Here is a 17,350-nt window from a genome sequence, read left to right on the forward strand (position 1 = left end):
ATTCTCGGTTCCGTTATCGGTTTGGGCATTATTGGGGTGTCGCCAGTCCGAAATAGTCGCGGGCGCTCACCACATCATTCGCGATTTGCTGTTTAATGTCGTCTAGCGAGGCAAACCGTTGTTCATTGCGCACTTTCGCGCGTATCACCACTTCGATATGGCGACCGTACACGTTCATATCCACATCCAGCAAATGCACTTCCAGCCGCTGGCGCAAACCGGCCACCGTGGGCCGGGTGCCGATATTGGCGACGCCGGGCAAAGGCCGCTCGGCAAGGCCATAGACCTCTACCGCATACACGCCGTTTATCGGCGCCTGTCGCCCTTTTAGCGACACGTTAGCGGTCGGAAAGCCGATGGTTCGCCCCAGCGCATCGCCGTGCACCACGCGGCCAGAGAGACGGTATGGGTGCCATAACAGCATTTCCGCCTCCGCCAGCCTATCCTGCGCCAGCGCCTCGCGGACGGCGGTGCTGCTGATGCGCCGGCCGCCTTCGGTGTAGGTCACGGTGCTCATCACCTCAAACCCGGCCTCTTTCCCCGCCTGCTGAAGTAAGGCGAAATCCCCCTGACGCCGGGCGCCAAAGCGGAAATCGTCGCCGACGCCGATAAAGCGCACTCCCAGTTTTTGCACCAACAGATCGGTCACGAACGCGCGTGCGCTTAGCGCCGCAAACCGCTGATCGAAGGTGACGCACACCGTCGCGTCCACGCCGGCGGCCGCCAGGTATTTCACCTTGTCCCGCAGCCGGGTCAACCGTGCCGGGGCGGCATCGCCGGCGAAATGTTCCTGTGGCTGAGGTTCAAAGATCATCACCATGACCGGCAAACCGCGACGGCGGCCCTCAGCCTGCAACTCTGCAATAAGCGCCTGGTGTCCGCGGTGAAAGCCGTCGAAGTTGCCGATGGTCAGCACGCACCCATGGTGACGTGGCTGTAAATTATGTATGCCGCGAATAAGCTCCATAGCAGGCTCAAGACACCCAAAACAGTGGAAATCGGCGGATTATACCTTGTACAGCGGCTAAGGTTAACCCGCGATTCCAATCTTTGACATCGAGCGGGGAGAAAGCCGCGCTTATTTCGCCACCGCCCTATTTTCACGCAGCTTATGCTGGCGCTTTGCCGGCGGGCAATGGGCGTCCGTATCGCGGTAATCGCTTTTTTCGCCTTAAGCACTGTATTCCGCCGGTGTAAACTGGTATAATATTGCGCCATCACATTGTAACGGGCGTCGCACGTTTAAGCGGCGCTTATTTGCACAAATCCATTGACAAAAGAAGACCGAACGGGCATATTCCTCGGCCTTTGAATTGTCTCATAGAACAAGTTTGGGAGTTGGACCTTGGCTAATATCAAATCAGCTAAGAAACGCGCCGTACAGTCTGAGAAGCGTCGTCAGCATAATGCAAGCCGTCGCTCCATGATGCGCACCTTTGTGAAGAAGGTTTACGCTGCTATCGCCGCCGGCGATAAAGAAGCTGCGCAGAATGCGTTTTCTGCCATGCAACCGATTGTTGACCGTCAGGCCAGCAAAGGGTTGATCCACAAAAACAAAGCCGCTCGTCATAAATCAAACCTGACCGCGCAAATCAACGCCATGCAGTAATTGCTGTCGCGTTGTGCTTTGTTGAGAAAACCGGCCTTAGCCGGTTTTTTTATGCCCGCAAACCTGCCAGGGCCGCCCGTGGGGGAAAGCGCACCGGCTCTGTCTGCTGCTTCTCGCGTCCTGTGACTATCAGTCCCGCGTCTTGCTTTCATCCGCTACCCCCGCCCCCTGTGACTAGTTAGACTCGCGTATTGCTTTCATCCGATACTCCCCGACCGGTACATGCCTCGCGACCCTGCGGCTGCGGCAGGATCGTGCGCAGCAGCAGGTAACCTAGCAGCGCCGCAATCACCGAACCGGATAAAATGCCCACTTTCGCCAGCACAATGGTTTCCGGGTCATCATGCCCAAACGCCAGATTGGCGATAAAGATCGACATAGTGAAGCCGGTGCCGCACAGCACGGCCGCCGCGGCAATGTGGCGAAAAGCAATACCGGCGGGCAACCGGGCCAGTCTGATTTTTACCGCCATGGCGGTAAAACTCACTATCCCCAACGGTTTACCGACCACCAGTCCGGCGGCGATCCCCAGCGGCAAGAAGGAGGTCAAATGGCCGGGCGCCACGCCCCGCAGCGAAATCCCGGCGTTGGCGAAGGCAAACAGGGGCAGAATCAAATACATCACCCACGGCTGCAGCCGGTGCTCTAACGCACGCGCCGGCGATACCCCGGTAGACGGCAGCGTGAGCGGGATAAGCCCCCCCACCATCACGCCGGCGAGCGTCGCATGGATACCCGAAAGCAGGATACAGCCCCACAGCAATGCCCCCAGCAGCAGGTAAAGCGAGAGAGAACGAACATTGGCGCGGTTCATCAGGGCCATAATGTCAATCACGGCGCCCGCCGCGGCCAGCGCCAGCCAGTCAAGCGCACTGTTGTAAAACAACGCGATAATCACTATCGCGCCCAAATCATCAATAATTGCCAGCGCCAACAGGAAAACTTTCAGGCTGGCCGGCACCCGCGCCCCCAACAAGGTCAGTACGCCGACGGCGAAGGCGATATCGGTGGCGGCCGGAATCGACCACCCGGCACGCAACGCGGGGGCCCCTGCGGTCACCAGGCTATAAATCACCGCCGGCGCCACCATGCCTCCCAGCGCGGCGAGGGCGGGAAAGGCCGCCCGCGCGCGGCTGTTGAGCGCGCCCTGCAGCAGTTCGTATTTGACTTCCAGACCGACGGCCAGAAAAAACACCGCCATCAAACCTTCGTTAACAATGGTCAGTAAGGTCAGGTGCGAAGGAGGCACGCTATCGGGTGGCGCGGGAAAATGAATGATCGCGTTATACAGCGCGCTGGCGCCGGTATTGGCCATCACGATAGCGGCAAGCGCGGCGACGAAAAGCAATACACCACCGGCAGCCGGGTGGGCAATCATGCGGCGTAAAGACGCAGCTATCATGGGGATCCTCAATCTCTGTAGACAAGAGGATATTGTGCGACAGGACGCGGTGTGGGTAAATGAAAACCGCCCCTTATACCGGCGAAAAAACGCTTACGGCGCCGCAGACCCGGCAAAAAACTCCCGGTGGAAGGCCGGGGAGAGGTGAAGCGTGCGCCGGTCCTATTAACGGGTCAAATCGTCAAAGAATTTTTTCACACCGTCGAGAAAGCTTTTCGAGCGCGGACTGTTCTGATCGCCGCTCGGCCCACCAAAGCTCTCCTCCAGCTCGCGCAGCAGCTGCTTCTGACGCTCGTTGAGTTTCACCGGCGTTTCCACCACCACCCGGCACAGCAGATCCCCTTGCTGTCCGCCGCGCACCGATTTCACACCTTTGCCGCGCATGCGGAATAATTTACCGGTCTGCGTTTCCGCCGGCACTTTCAGCTTCACCCGGCCATCGAGGGTCGGGACTTCGATCTCGCCGCCCAGCGCCGCCATGGCAAAGTTGATCGGCACTTCGCAGTACAGGTTGTTTTCTTCGCGTTCAAAAATGGGGTGTTTGCGCACCTGGACCTGAACATACAGATCCCCTGCGGCCGCCCCATGCTCTCCCGCTTCACCCTCGCCCGTCAGGCGGATGCGATCGCCGGTATCGACGCCGGCGGGGATCTTCACCGACAGCGTCTTGGATTTTTCAACCCGGCCATGGCCGTGACACTTGGTGCAAGGATCTTTGATAATCTTGCCCTGACCCTGACAGGTCGGACACGTCTGCTGAACCGCGAAAAAGCCCTGACGCATCTGTACCTGGCCCTGGCCGTGGCAGGTCGGACAGGTCACCGCCGACGTCCCCGGCTTGGCGCCGCTGCCGTGACAGACATCGCACTCCTCAAGCGTCGGAATGCGGATTTCGCGGGTCACGCCACGCACCGCCTCCTCAAGGGAAAGCTCCATGTTATAGCGTAAGTCCGCGCCCCGGCTAGCGCGCTGCCGCCGGCCGCCGCCAAAGATATCGCCGAACACATCGCCGAAGATATCGCTGAAATCCGCGCCGCCGGCGCCGCCACCGCCCATGCCGCCCTGTTCAAAGGCGGCATGGCCATACTGATCGTAAGCGGCGCGCTTTTGCGCGTCGGTCAGCACTTCGTAGGCTTCTTTGATCTCTTTGAATTTTGCTTCGGCTTCGGCATTGCCTGGGTTGCGATCCGGGTGGAATTTCATCGCCAGGCGTTTATAGGCCTTTTTGATTTCACGCTCTTCCGCTTCCCGGGAAACGCCCAAAATCTCGTAGTAGTCTGATTTCGCCATCGTTGTCTCTTCCTGCCCTCAACATGCTTGCACGGGCGCAGAGTTTCCCCGACGCCCGTGCCTGTTGCCCGCAACGGCGGTGTAGACTGCCCCGCCGCCGTGCCCGTTCAGGGCGATTATTTTTTGTCTTTAACTTCTTCAAACTCGGCGTCAACGACATCATCGTCCGCCTTAGCGCTGCCGTCCGCGCCGCCTTCGCCCGCCGCCTGAGCCTGCTGCTGAGCCACTTCGAGCAGTTTGCCTGACACCTGAATAAGCGCCTGCATCTTCGCTTCGATATCGGCTTTATCTTCGCCTTTCAGCGCGGTGTCCAAATTTTTCAGCGCGTCCTCAATGGCGGTTTTATCCTCTGCCGGCAGTTTATCACCCGCGTCTTCCAGCTGTTTACGGGTGCTATGCAGAAAATGGTCGGCCTGGTTGCGCGTCTGCACCAGCTCTTCAAACTTGCGGTCGGATTCGGCGTTTGCTTCCGCTTCCTGCACCATCTTCTGGATTTCCTCTTCGTTCAGACCCGAGGAGGCCTTGATGGTGATCTTCTGTTCCCGGCCGCTGTTCTTGTCCTTGGCGGAGACGTGCAGAATGCCGTCGGCGTCGATATCGAACGTGACTTCAATCTGCGGCGTGCCGCGCATGGCCGGCGAAATGCCGTCCAGGTTGAACTGGCCCAGCGATTTATTATCGCCGGAGCGCTTGCGTTCCCCTTGCAGCACATGGATGGTCACAGCGGACTGATTGTCTTCCGCGGTGGAGAACACCTGGCTGTGCTTGGTCGGGATGGTGGTGTTCTTGGTAATCAGCGGCGTCATCACGCCACCCATGGTTTCGATACCCAGCGACAACGGGGTAACGTCCAGCAGCAGCACGTCTTTCACGTCGCCGGCCAGTACGCCGCCCTGAACCGCGGCACCGATGGCAACCGCTTCGTCCGGGTTGACGTCTTTACGCGGCTCTTTGCCGAAGAAGTCGGTGACTTTCTTCTGCACCAGCGGCATACGGGTCTGCCCACCCACCAAAATAACGTCTTTGATGTCGGAAACCGACAGGCCCGCATCCTTCAGCACCACTTTCAGCGGCTCAAGCGTGCGATTGACCAGCTCTTCCACCAGCGACTCCAGTTTGGCGCGGGTCACTTTCAGGTTCATATGCTTCGGACCGGAGCCGTCGGCCGTGATGTACGGCAGGTTGACATCGGTCTGCTGCGCGGAGGACAGCTCGATCTTGGCTTTTTCGGCCGCCTCTTTCAAGCGCTGCATCGCCAGCGGGTCATTGCGCAGATCGATACCCTGATCTTTCTTGAATTCGTCCACCAGATAATTGATAAGACGGCTGTCGAAGTCCTCGCCCCCCAAATGGGTGTCGCCGTTGGTCGCCAGCACTTCAAAGGTTTTTTCACCGTCGACATCGTCGATTTCGATAATCGAGATATCGAAGGTCCCGCCGCCCAGGTCATAAACCGCGATAGTGCGGTTGCCGGTTTCTTTATCCATACCGTAGGCTAGCGCGGCCGCGGTCGGCTCGTTGATGATACGCTTGACGTCCAGACCGGCGATACGGCCGGCGTCTTTGGTCGCCTGGCGCTGCGTATCGTTAAAATAGGCCGGCACGGTAATGACCGCTTCGGTGACCGGCTCGCCCAGATAGTCTTCCGCGGTCTTTTTCATTTTTTTCAGAATTTCTGCGGAGATCTGCGGTGGCGCCATTTTCTGGCCTTTGACTTCCAGCCAGGCATCGCCATTATCTGCCGCAACGACTTTGTACGGCATGATGCTGACATCGCGCTGTACTTCTTCGTCCGGGTAGCGACGGCCAATCAGACGCTTTATGGCGAACAAGGTGTTTTGCGGATTAGTAACGGACTGACGTTTAGCCGGTTGGCCAACCAGAATTTCACCATCCTGCGTATAGGCAATGATGGAAGGCGTGGTACGATCGCCTTCGCTGTTTTCAAGTACGCGAGGTTTGCTGCCTTCGATAATTGCGATGCAGGAGTTGGTCGTACCCAAGTCGATACCAATGATTTTTCCCATCTAAACATCTCCACTAAAGTTCAATTTCGTTGTGGTCGTAAACCTGATATGCGGCCGAAAATGAATTTTTCAAGTTTTCGCCGCCCGAGAATTTCCCAGGTTCAACAACGTAGGATGCAAATAAGATGGGGTCATGCCGCCCTGCATATCAAGGGGTAACGGCAAAAAAAACAGTGGCGACGCCCTGCGCGCCGGGCATTTTGCCCAAGGGCGCCCGACGCCTTGTCTAATACATTGAATAATTTAGGGTAAATTAATTAGGCATGATTTCAACACGCCAGCGTCGCGACGCGTCTACCCGACGAGCGTGCTTACCCTACCGCTTTCGCCCGATCAGTGCGCGGCAGCGCGCCCTTCACCTGTCCAGGCAGCGCAAATCCCAGCGCAACGCCCATCAGCGCCAACGCCAGCACATACCACGACGGCGCCATCGGCGTCACTTTCATCAGTAAGGTCACCACCATGGGCGTCAGACCACCAAAAATGGCATAGGAAATATTGTAGGAAAAGGAAATACCGCTGAACCGCACCGGCGCCGGAAAGGCGTAGACCATGACAAATGGCACGCCGCCCATAATGCCGACAAAGAAACCGGCCGTACCGTAGGTCAGAAACAGATGCGGCGGATGGGTGACGTCGCTGTGGTAAAAGATCCAGCTACCGACGGCCAATAGGGCGCAGCCGACAACAAAGTTTTTACGCGCCCCGAACCTGCCTATCACCACGCCGGCGACAATGCAGCCGCACGCCAGGGCGATGATCGCCACGCAATTGGCCTGCAGGGCGACAGAAGCGCTGATGCCGCGCTGTTGCTGCAGCCACAAAGGCACCATCAGGATAACCTCCACGATGCCGGCGGACAGCAGCCAGGTTAGCAGCATGGAAACCGCTACCGCTTTCTTGTGACTCACCACCACTGACTTGAGCGGCAGAGCTCGCGGGCCAGCGCTTTGCGCGCCTGCAGTTCGACAAAGATAGGCGTTTCGCGCAGCCAGCGGCGCAAATACATGGCGCACAGACCAAAGATGCCGCCGATAAAGAAAGGAATGCGCCAACCGCCGGCGGCTATGGCGCTGGCGGGGAGTAACTGGTTGATAAGCGTGGCGACAAACGAGCCGAGCAGAATGCCAACGGTCAACCCGGCGGTCAGGGCGCCGCAGGCAAAGTCGATGCGCCGGGCTGGCACATGTTCGGCGACAAACACCCAGGCACCGGGAACCTCACCGCCTATGGCCGCGCCCTGCAGGATGCGCAACAGCAACAGCAGTAGCGGCGCCACGATACCCAGCGCCGCGTAGGTCGGCAACAGTCCAATCAGCAGCGTCGGTAGCGCCATCAGCAGGATAGACAGGGTAAACATTTTCTTGCGCCCCACACGATCGCCGAAGTGCGCCATTACAATCCCGCCCAGCGGCCGCCCCAGATAGCCCGCAGCGAATATACCGAAGGTTTGCATCTGGCGCAGCCACTCCGGCATGTCTGCCGGGAAAAACAGCTGCCCCATCACCCCAGCGAAAAACACAAAGATAATAAAGTCGTAAAACTCCAACGCCCCACCCAATGCCGCCAGCGTAAGCGTCTTATAATCCTGCCGGTTCAACCGGCGGTGACGTTCGTCCTGCATAATCATCTGCGCTTGACAAGAGAAATGGCAACAATATATCACGCCTTGTAAACTCAGACTTACTGGCGGGGTAAAAATGTCTGCCGTTCTGGCAATAAGTCATGAACGCGACGCCGCGCGCTCATTTCTGTTGCGTCTCTCACTGTTCGGTTGGCCGGCGCGCGCTTTTCGGTCGAAATGCCACCACCACCGCAGGCTAGGTTTCCATGTAGGGGCCATCCAGCAGTTGAATGAAGTAGGTCACGCTGGCGAAAATGCCCTGAATCTCAACATCGCCGCGCGTGTTCTTCACCTCTTCCAGCGTTTCCTGGATTGATTTTGGCTGGCCCGGCAAATTGAGGACCAGGGACTGTTTACGGATAACGGCGGTTTGGCGCGACAAAATGGCCGTGGGCACAAAGTGCAGACTGATTTGCCGCATTTGCTCGCCAAACCCCGGCATTTCGCGATCGGCCACTGCTAGCGTGGCGTCGGGCGTGACATCGCGCCGCGCCGGCCCGGTGCCGCCGGTGGTCAGGACCAGGTGGCAACCGCTTTCATCCACCAATTCGCGCAGCGTTTGCTCAATGAGGGGTTGCTCGTCCGGTACTAGCCTGGTCTCGAGGCTGAAATGGCTGGTCACAGCACGATTCAGCCAGGCTTCGAGCGCCGGCAGCCCCTGATCAACATAGACACCGCGGGCGGCGCGGTCTGAGATGGATACCAGCCCGATACGACAGGTTTGCATACGCGTGTTATCCTCAACTACCATGGCGGGCGCCGAGGGGCTGCGCCAATAAAAACGGCCCGCGCAGGGCCGTAAGCGTTTTCTTTCACCCCTGCCGGCAGGATAACCGGCGGTCCGCATTTCAGCAATTCGCCCCGCATTTTTCCCCGTTTTTCCTGGTCGACGGCGAAGTTGAGAATACCCTGCGCCAATTTATCCACCGCCATCGGATCCTGATGATGTCGCCACAGGAAGGCCGCTTCGGTTAACGTCTCCGGCCGCGCTTTCACCGCGCCTGTATAGGAAAGTTTACGCACAAGCTCACCCTCGCTTTCCGCCAGCTCTTTTAGCAACGCCGGCGCAAGAGTGAGCCGGTCGCAGCCGGCCAACGCCAGAATATCGCCGCTGTTACAAAAGCTGGCGCCCATGACAACGGTGTCGTAACCATGTTCTTAATAATAGCGATAGATGGCGCTGACCGATACCACGCCCGGATCCTCCTCTGGGGCAAACGTCTGACGTTCACCGTTGGCCTTATGCCAGTCGAGCATACGCCCGACAAAGGGCGAAATCAGAGACATCCACGCCTCGGCGCAGGCCCGCACCTGGGCAAAAGAAAACAGTAGCGTCAAATTACAATTGATTCCTGCCTTTTCCAGCTGCTCGGCGGCACGGATACCCTGCCAGGTAGAGGCCAGCTTGATCAAAATACCTTCGCTGCCAATACCGGCATCGTTGTAGAGTTTGATAAGGCTCCTGGCCTTGGCGATGCTGGCCTCGGTGTCGTAGGAAAGGCGGGCGTCCACTTCGGTGGAGACGCGGCCGGGCACCAGTTTCAGAATTTCCCTGCCGATATTGACCGCCAGCTTGTCGGCGGCGTATATCACCTGTGCCGCCCGATCGCTACTCTGGCCGCGCGCCCAGACAATGGCGTCGTCAATATAGCCTCCGGGATTTGGGCGGCGTTGAGGATCAGCGACGGGTTAGTGGTCGCATCCTGAGGCTGGTAGCGTTTGATGGCGGTGATATCGCCGATATCGGCTACAACGGTGGTCGTTTTACGCAGGGAACTGAGTTTGTCTGTCATAATCATGTTCTCATGTTGTCGCGTGCTCTACGAAATCGGGTATTGCAGCGACGAAATGATAGCATGGGTGGCCGCGGCGAAAAGCGGCCGGACGCGGACTTTTACCTGTCGCATCAATCGATGAAATCATAAGTAAAGTAGGTAAAATGGGCGCCGGGCCCTACAACACCCAGCCGGGACGCTGGAGCGGGAGAAAAGGAACAATGGCTGAGCTATTGAATTTTATCAATAACCTGTTATGGGATTCATTATTAATTTATCTGCTGTTAGGTACCGGCATCTGGTTCACGCTACGCACCGGTTTCATCCAGATACGCCATTTCTGCCACACCTTCACGATTCTAAAAGACTCAGGGACGCGCGGCGGCGGCGGCATTTCGCCGTTTCAGGCCTTATGCACCTCCCTTGCCACCCGTATCGGCTGCGGTAACCTGATGGGCGTCGCCATCGCGCTGATTCTGGGCGGACCGGGAGCCATTTTCTAGATGTGGCTGGCGGCATTGATTGGTATGGCGACCGCCTTTGCGGAAAGTACGCTGGCGCAGCTGTATAAAATCCGCGACAACCGCGGCAACGCCTGCGGCGGGCCGGCCTGGTATATGGCCAACGGCCTTGGTCTGCGCTGGATGGGCACGCTATTCACGCTGCTTCTGCTGACGGGCTATGGCGGTTTTTTCAGCGCCGTTCAGGCCAACGCCATTACGCTGTCCGCGCAGCAGCTGTCCGGTATGGGTCGCTGGCCGATAACGCTGGTGCTGCTTATTCTGAGCGCGGCGGCGATTTTCGGCGGCCTGCGCGCCATCGCCCGCCTGACCCAGTGGCTGGTGCCAACAATGGGTATTCTCTACTTGCTGCTGGCGGGTTGGGTGCTAGTGCATCACTGTCGCCAGCTCGCAACCGTCGCCGCGCTGGTGTTCAACAGCGCCTTTGGCCTGACGGAGGCCGCTTCGGGGCTGGTCGGCTATGGTCTGGCGCAGGCGATTTTCCAAGGGGTGCAGCGCGGTCTGTTCTCTAATGAGGCGGGCACCGGCTCGGCGTCGAATATCGCCGCCGCCGCCGCGCCATGGCCGCCACACCCCGCCTCGCAGGGCTATATCCAGATGTTGGCGGTGTTTATTGATACTCTGGTGATTTGTAGCGCCACGGCGGCAATTATCCTCACTTCCGGCACGTTAGAGCACGCCAACGCCGACATCCACGGTATCGCGCTGATTAATCAAGCGCTGGCCACGGTAACCGGCCACTGGAGCATGCCGCTATTGATGGCGCTAGTGTTTGTGTTCTCCTTCGCCGTCATCATTGGCAATTACGCCTATGCGGAAAGCAGTCTGCGTTTTTTCGTGCCGCAGCCGATGAAGCTAAAATGGCTGCTGCGTCTGCTAACGCTCACCATGGTACTGTTTGGCTTTGTAGCGGAAGTGTCGGTGGTCTGGCGACTGGCGGACCTGGCGATGGGCCTGATGACGATAACCAACTTGATTGCCCTTTTATTGTTGTCGCCGGTCGTACTGATGTTGGCCAATGATTACAATAGCCAGCGCGCCATCGGTAAACTGCCGACCTTTTATGCGGTAAACTTACCCGCTATTGCGCCGCAATTGGCGCCGGATCTGTGGGGGCGGCCGAGCCCATCGCATCAGGAAAGCCACCGCCAGGCCGCCCCGAAACCCCTTGACCGTTGAGGCGCCGCCGCGGCATAACCGGCGGCCGTTTTTTTTCGCAACAACAGTAACCTGCAATGCTAATGGTTATTTCTCCAGCGAAAACGCTGGATTTTCAGCGTCCGCTGGCAACCCAACGCTACACTCAACCCGAATTACTGCCGCAGTCGGCGGCGCTTATCGACCTGTGCCGGCAGCTGACGCCAGCGCGTATCGGCACCCTGATGGGGGTTAGCGATAAATTGGCCGATCTGAACGCCGCGCGCTTTCAGGCCTGGCAGACGCCGTTTACCCCCGATAATGCGCGACAGGCGATATTGGCTTTTCAAGGGGATGTTTATACCGGGCTGGCGGCGGAGACGTTCAGCGAGGCGCAATTCGATTTTGCCCAACGTCACCTGCGGATGTTGTCCGGGCTATACGGCGTATTGCGTCCGCTGGATCTGATGCAGCCATACCGGCTGGAGATGGGAACTCGCCTGGCCAATCCGGACGTGGCCTCTTTGTATCACTTTTGTGGCGCTACGCTTACCGACAAACTCAACCAGGCGCTGGCGGAGCAGGGTGACGCCCTGGTGATTAATCTGGCTTCGGACGAGTATTTCCGCGCGGTGCAGCCGGCGCGGATTAACGGGCGAGTCATCAAACCGGTGTTTCTGGATGAAAAAAACGGCCAGTACAAGGTAATCAGTTTCAACGCCAAAAAAGCCCGCGGCATGATGAGCCGCTTTATCATTACCGAAGCGTTGACTCAGCCAGAGCAGATAAAAGCCTTTGATGCGGGCGGTTATCGATTCGACGCCGCGGCCTCCAGCGACAATGAATGGGTATTAAAACGACCGCAGCATGACGGTTAACGCCGCAGCCAAAGACCGCCGGTGGCGCGCTTATGGCCAGCGCGAAGATGAAACCCGCGGCAACATGTCGTTAGGGCGCCAGCCCCTGCATCAGCGTGCGCAAGGCGGTTAAGGACGCCGGCGGACGCACCGACCAGAGCGACTTCGCCACGCGATGATAACGCCCGCAGCGACGGCGCCTGGGGCGCCAACCCCAGCATCAGCGTGCGCAAGGCGCTGAAGGGCGCCAGCGGACGCACCGGCCAGAGCGACTGCCCCGCGCGAAGATAACGCCCGCAGCGACGGCGCCTATGGCGCCAACCACAGCATCAGCGTGCGCAAGGCGCTGAAGGACGCCGGCATGCGCTCCGACAGCAACGGCAAGGTCGCGCGCACCGCCAGCGCCGGCGGCAGCGGCAGGCTCTGGCCGAGGATCGAGTCCACCGATTCCTTGAACTTGGCCGGGTGGGCAGTGCCAAGGAATAATCCGTACTCCCCCGGCTGTAAACTGTCGCGCAACAGGCGGTAGGCGATGGCGGCATGGGGCTCGGAAATATAGCCCAATCCCGCCATCTCGCGCATCGTCTCGGCGGTGGTGTTATCGTCGACGCAGCCGTAATCGAGCGTCGTTAGTGGCCAGTTTTTACGCCGGAATAATTCTTCCACCCGCGGCCAGTTATTGGGCTGGCTGACGTCCATCGCATTCGACAGCGTGGCCACGGTGGGATTCGGCAGCCATTTGCCGTCGCGTAAAAAGCGCGGTACGGTATCATTAGCGTTGGTGGCGGCGATAAAACGCTTCACCGGCAGACCCAGGGTTTTGGCCAGCAGACCCGCGGTGAGATCGCCGAAATTGCCGCTCGGTACCGATACCACCAGTTGATTGCGCGCCTGCTGCGGCAGTTGCTCCACCGCCTCGAAGTAGTAGCAAATCTGCGCCAGCAAACGGCTGATATTGATTGAGTTGGCGGAGTTAAGCCCTAGCGTCTGTTTCAATTCTTCATCATCAAACGCCTGTTTCACCAGCGCCTGGCAGGCGTCGAAATCGCCCTCGACCGCCACGGTGTGAATATTGCCGCCCAGTGTACAAAAGAGCTTTTCCTGCAGCGGGCTGATTTTGCCCTCAGGGTAAAGGATCACCACCCGCACATTCTTAAGCCCGTAAAACGCATGCGCCACCGCAGCGCCGGTATCGCCGGAGGTCGCAGTCAGGATGGTCACCGGCTGCCCTTGGCCGACTTCGGTAAGCATCTTCGCCATAAAACGGCCGCCAAAATCCTTGAATGCCATGGTCGGGCCGTGAAACAGCTCTAGCGCGGCGATATCCTTGGCGACCGGCACCACCGGCGCCGGGAACTCAAACGCCGCCGTTACCCGCGCCAGAACGCTCTCAGGCGGTAGCTCATCACCGATATAAGCCGACAGGATGCGCGCGCTGCGTGCGACGAAATCCATTTCCAGCAACTCGTCTATCCTCGGTCAGGGCAAATTCGGGCAGCGTCATGGGGAAAAACAGCCCTTGCTGACGGCCCAGGCCTTGCTTGATCGCCTGGGCGAAGCTGACCTGCTCGTTGCGTTCCTTGATATTGTAAAGTTCCATCATTCAATCCATCATCAAACGGGCGCCGGAGGTATCCAGGCGGCAAATATGAACAAAATCTTCGTCGTTTTGCAGGTAGTGCTGCGTCAGCCAGTCGGCGACGCGCGCCGCGGTATCCTGGCGATCGCAGATAGCGAAGAGCGTGGGTCCCGAACCCGAGATACCACAGGCCAGGGCGCCGATATCTCCCACCGCCTGGCGCGCATCGGCGAAGCCCGGCAGCAGTCGGGTGCGATAGGGCTCGGCGATAACATCTTTCATCAGTTTAGCCGCCAGCGCCGGCTGACGGGTATGGCAAGCGTGCACAAAGCCCGCCAGATAACGGCCATGGCTGATGCAGTCCTGACGACGATATTGCGCCGGCAGAATCGCCCGCGCCTCGGCGGTGCTCACTTTGATGCCCGGATAGGCCATCACCCACAACCAGTCGTCAAACCCAGGCACCGGCTGGCTGATGATGCCGTTTTCCTACAGCATCAGCTGCATGCCACCGAGAAAACAGGGCGCGACATTATCGAAATGCACCCCGCCGGAAATGCGCCCATCCATTTCCCCCATCAGCATCAGCATCTGATCATCGTTTAACGGGCGGCCGCAATGGGCATTCATCGCTACAAACGCCGCCACCACCGAACAGGCACTGGAGCCAAGACCGGAGCCGATGGGCATGTTTTTTTCCAGCCGCATGGGTCACCGGCACCGTTTCCCCCATCGCCTCGCAAAAACGCTGCCAGCATTGATAGACGATATTCTGCTCCGGCTCTGCCGGTAGTTTGTCGACAAAGCGTCCGGCGCTGTGCAAGCTGAAGCTGTCGGCGCGGGTGACGCTGACGCAATCCCACAATGACGTCCCGTCCACCGGCGACACCGCCGCGCCCAGCACGTCGAATCCCACGCTGACGTTGCCGATTGAGGCCGGCGCATACACTTTAACCATGTTAAACTTCCAACTTCCATGACAGCGTGCGTAATAGATCGGCGAATACGCCGGCGGCGGTGACATCATTGCCGGCGCCATAGCCGCGCAGCACCAGCGGTAACGGTTGATAGTAGCGGGTTGAGAACGCCAGCGCGTTTTCGCCGTCTTTCACTTTAAACAGCGGGTCATTGGCCCCCACCGCCTCTATATTGACTTTACAGCGCCCTTCGTCAATGCTGCCCACATGGCGCAGCACCTGGCCTTCAGCGCGGGCCTTCGCCACTCTGGCGGCAAACTCAGCGTCCAAGGTCGGCAGTCGGGCGAGAAACGCCTCCACATCGCCGCCGGCGTCAAAATTCGCCGGCAATACCGGCTCGACGTCGATGTCCGTCAACTCCAGGGTATACCCCGCCTCGCGCGCCAGGATCAGCAGCTTGCGCGCCACATCCATACCGGAAAGATCATCCCGCGGGTCAGGCTCGGTGTAACCGTTGCCGCGTGCTAGCAGCGTCGTCGCCGACAGCGACATCCCCTCGTCCAACTTGCCGAAAATAAACGACAGCGAGCCGGAAAGAATACCGGAAAACCGCGTCAGCTCATCGCCGGCATTCAATAAATTCTGTAAATTTTCGATAACCGGCAAACCAGCGCCAACGTTGGTATCATAAAGGAACTTACGGCGCGAGACTGCGGCGGCGGCCCGCATCTGATGGTAGTAATCCATTGAGGCGGTATTGGCTTTCTTGTTCGGCGTCACCACGTGGAAGCCGTCCGCCAGAAAGTCGGCATATTGATTGGCTACCGCCTCACTGCTGGTGCAGTCGACGATGACCGGGTTGAGCAGGTGATACTCTTTCACCAGCGGGATCAACCGCCCCAGATTGAACGGCTCGCGCGCTTCGGCCAACGCCGCCTGCCAGTTCGCCAGATCGATACCGTGCACATTGGTCAGTAGCGCGCGCGAGTTGGCGATACCGCACACCCGCAAATCAATATGCTTGCCTTTCAGCCACGCATGCTGGCGGCGGATCTGCTCGATCAACTCGCCGCCGACGCCACCCGCGCCGATAACGAACACCTCGATAACCTGATCGGTATTGAACAGCATCTGGTGCGCCACCCGCAGGCCGATAGTGGTGCTGTCATTGTCTACCACCACCGAAATGGAACGCTCGGACGATCCTTGCGCGATAGCGATGATGTTAATATTGGCACGCGCCAGCGCCGCAAACAGCTTGGCGGACAGGCCGTGCTGCGTGCGCATCCCGTCGCCAACCACCGAGATGATCGCCAGGCGGGAGATAACCTCCAGCGGCTCCAGCAGGCCATCTTTAAGTTCCAGGTAAAATTCCTCCTCCAACGCCCGGCGGGCGCCCGCCAGCTCATGCTGGGGCACGCAAAAGCTGATGCTGTATTCCGAAGAAGATTGAATAATCAGCACCACGGAGCTGCCGGCGCGCGACATGGCGGCAAACACCCGTGCCGCCATACCGATCATCACTTTCATCCCTGGACCGGAAACGTTGATCATCGCCATATTGTTCAGATGGGTGATGCCTTTGACCGGATTGCCCTCCTCGCCGCTGGTCGGCCCGATTAAGGTACCGGGCGCCTGAGGATTGGTGGTGTTTTTAATAAGGCAGGTAATTTGGAACTGTGCGATGGGAACGATGGTGCGGGGATGGAGAACCTTGGCGCCGAAATAGGAAAGTTCCATCGCCTCTTGATAGGAAAGCTGACTGAGTAATCGCGCATCCGGCACCTGATGCGGATCGCAGGTATACACGCCGTCCACGTCGGTCCAAATTTCACAACAATCGGCGCGCAGACAGGCCGCCAGCACCGCCGCGGAGTAATCGGATCCATTGCGGCCCAGCACCACCAGTTCGCCGCGCTCGTTACCGGCGGTGAACCCCGCCATCAGGATGATGTGATCGGCGGTAATGGCGGCGTCATTGATGCGCCGGGTAGATTCCGCAATATCCACCGTCGACTCCAAATACCCCCCCTGTGCCAGCAGTTTTGCCACCGGATCGATGACCGTCACGCCGAAGCCGCGCGCGCGTAACAGCGCTTCCATCAGCGCGATGGAGAGTTTCTCGCCGCGGCAAATGATGGCGGCGTTAACGCTGTCGGGGCAATAATTCAGCAGCGAAATGCCGTGCAATAATTGCTTGAGCTGGGCGAATTCTTGCTCTACCGCGCTACGCAGCGCCGCGTGATCAAATCCCGGCTGCGCGGCGGCCAAGCCGTCTAAAAGCCGGCTGAAGATCTGTTCAGCGTCGAGGATGCTCGGCTGGATATCGCTGCCGTTGAGCGTGCGGTCGATCATGGCGACCAGATGATTAGTAATTTTGGCCGGCGCGGATAATACCGCCGCCACCTGTCCCTGGCGGCTATTGCTCTCAAGGATATCGGCGACGCGGATAAAACGTTCCGCGTTGGCGACAGAGGTACCGCCGAATTTCAGTACTCGCATTTGTGTTTCATCTCCTGAATTAAGCTTAAAAAAAAGCCCGCACTATCAAGGTGCGGGCTTTTTTCTGGGTTCCTGTCTGCGTCAGCCCGCGCCGCTACCCGTGGTGGTAA

At 58.7% G+C, this 17,350-nt stretch carries 8 protein-coding genes, 5 pseudogenes and 1 other annotated feature (1 of these 14 only partly in view); of the genes and pseudogenes, 3 read left to right on the plus strand and 10 right to left on the minus strand.

The features are described from left to right. Window positions 1-28 precede the first annotated feature (28 nt). The gene (ribF, locus tag JZM24_RS10325; RefSeq protein WP_215669579.1) at window positions 29-967 is read right to left on the minus strand and encodes a bifunctional riboflavin kinase/FAD synthetase; all 939 of its coding nucleotides are present in this window, start codon (window positions 965-967) and stop codon (window positions 29-31) included. Window positions 968-1,345: 378 nt separating this feature from the next. Here ribF and rpsT point away from each other — a divergent pair, with 378 nt between their 5' ends. Further along, window positions 1,346-1,609, plus strand: a complete 264-nt coding sequence (gene rpsT / locus JZM24_RS10330) for a 30S ribosomal protein S20 (protein WP_011410275.1) — start codon at window positions 1,346-1,348, stop codon at window positions 1,607-1,609. A gap of 178 nt (window positions 1,610-1,787) precedes the next feature. Here the strand turns inward: rpsT and nhaA are convergent, their stop codons facing one another. The 6 genes and pseudogenes from nhaA to tal all read right to left on the minus strand — a co-directional run. Then, on the minus strand, window positions 1,788-3,011 hold the full coding sequence (gene nhaA, locus JZM24_RS10335) for a Na+/H+ antiporter NhaA (protein ID WP_220098840.1): 1,224 nt from the start codon (window positions 3,009-3,011) through the stop codon (window positions 1,788-1,790). Window positions 3,012-3,176: 165 nt separating this feature from the next. After that, window positions 3,177-4,301 (minus strand): molecular chaperone DnaJ, encoded by a 1,125-nt coding sequence (gene dnaJ / locus JZM24_RS10340; protein ID WP_215669580.1) that lies wholly within the window; start codon window positions 4,299-4,301, stop codon window positions 3,177-3,179. A 116-nt stretch (window positions 4,302-4,417) separates the two neighbouring features. Next, the gene (gene dnaK, locus JZM24_RS10345; RefSeq protein ID WP_215669581.1) at window positions 4,418-6,328 is read right to left on the minus strand and encodes a molecular chaperone DnaK; all 1,911 of its coding nucleotides are present in this window, start codon (window positions 6,326-6,328) and stop codon (window positions 4,418-4,420) included. A gap of 311 nt (window positions 6,329-6,639) precedes the next feature. Continuing rightward, window positions 6,640-7,952 (minus strand): annotated as a pseudogene (locus JZM24_RS10350) (MFS transporter). A gap of 196 nt (window positions 7,953-8,148) precedes the next feature. Further along, a complete protein-coding gene (gene mog, locus JZM24_RS10355; protein ID WP_215669582.1) occupies window positions 8,149-8,679 on the minus strand; it encodes a molybdopterin adenylyltransferase in 531 nt (176 codons plus the stop codon). 122 nt (window positions 8,680-8,801) lie between these two features. Next, window positions 8,802-9,745, minus strand: a pseudogene (tal, locus tag JZM24_RS10360) (transaldolase); the annotation flags it as partial. Window positions 9,746-9,948: 203 nt separating this feature from the next. On the opposite strand from tal, the pseudogene JZM24_RS10365 reads away from it, so the two are divergent. Together JZM24_RS10365 and yaaA are read left to right on the plus strand one after the other, a co-directional pair. Further along, a pseudogene (locus JZM24_RS10365) lies at window positions 9,949-11,427 on the plus strand (alanine/glycine:cation symporter family protein). A 56-nt stretch (window positions 11,428-11,483) separates the two neighbouring features. Then, entirely contained in the window at window positions 11,484-12,263 is a 780-nt protein-coding gene (gene yaaA / locus JZM24_RS10370; protein WP_215669583.1) for a peroxide stress protein YaaA, read from the plus strand. 288 nt (window positions 12,264-12,551) lie between these two features. Here the strand turns inward: yaaA and thrC are convergent. The 3 genes and pseudogenes from thrC to thrA all read right to left on the minus strand — a co-directional run bounded on the left by thrC (window position 12,552) and on the right by thrA (window position 17,240). Continuing rightward, window positions 12,552-13,842, minus strand: a pseudogene (gene thrC / locus JZM24_RS10375) (threonine synthase). A 3-nt stretch (window positions 13,843-13,845) separates the two neighbouring features. After that, window positions 13,846-14,779, minus strand: a pseudogene (gene thrB, locus JZM24_RS10380) (homoserine kinase). 1 nt (window position 14,780) lies between these two features. After that, window positions 14,781-17,240 carry a bifunctional aspartate kinase/homoserine dehydrogenase I gene (gene thrA, locus JZM24_RS10385; RefSeq protein WP_215669584.1) on the minus strand — a complete coding sequence of 820 codons (2,460 nt, stop codon included), beginning with the start codon at window positions 17,238-17,240 and terminating at the stop codon, window positions 14,781-14,783. 26 nt (window positions 17,241-17,266) lie between these two features. Beyond that, window positions 17,267-17,350 (minus strand) — a sequence feature (Thr leader region); it runs 30 nt beyond the window's last position.

It is taken from the genome of Candidatus Sodalis endolongispinus, assembly GCF_018777395.1.
GTDB classification, from domain to species: Bacteria; Pseudomonadota; Gammaproteobacteria; order Enterobacterales; family Enterobacteriaceae; genus Sodalis_B; species Sodalis_B endolongispinus.